This window comes from Paenibacillus sp. BJ-4 (assembly GCF_020404765.1).
Taxonomy (GTDB): Bacteria; Bacillota; Bacilli; order Paenibacillales; family Paenibacillaceae; genus Paenibacillus.
Genome location: NZ_JAIVEM010000069.1, coordinates 1 through 532, shown reverse-complemented (window position 1 = coordinate 532; position 532 = coordinate 1). Strand labels below are relative to the sequence as shown.

The following is a 532-nucleotide window of genomic DNA, read 5'->3' as shown; positions in this document are numbered from 1 at the left end:
CTGCAGTAAAGCTCCATGGGGTCTTTCCGTCTTGTCGCGGGTAACCTGCATCTTCACAGGTATTAAAATTTCACCGGATCTCTCGTTGAGACAGCGCCCAAGTCGTTACGCCATTCGTGCGGGTCAGAATTTACCTGACAAGGAATTTCGCTACCTTAGGACCGTTATAGTTACGGCCGCCGTTTACTGGGGCTTCGGTTCATAGCTTCGCCCGAAGGCTTACCACTCCCCTTAACCTTCCAGCACCGGGCAGGCGTCAGCCCGTATACTTCGCCTTGCGGCTTCGCACAGACCTGTGTTTTTGCTAAACAGTCGCTTGGGCCTTTTCACTGCGGCCCCCTCGGGCTATTCACCCTACCGAGGCACCCCTTCTCCCGAAGTTACGGGGTCATTTTGCCGAGTTCCTTAACGAGAGTTCTTCCGCGCGCCTTAGAATTCTCTTCTCGCCTACCTGTGTCGGTTTGCGGTACGGGCACCTTCTCCTGGCTAGAGGCTTTTCTTGGCAGTCTGAGATCATGACCTTCGCTACTGT

The 532-nt window shown here is 54.5% G+C and carries 1 rRNA gene; it reads right to left on the bottom strand.

Annotation, left to right across the window (positions count from 1 at the left end):
- Window positions 1–532: ribosomal RNA gene (locus tag LCF57_RS11165) — 23S ribosomal RNA — on the bottom strand; the annotation flags it as partial.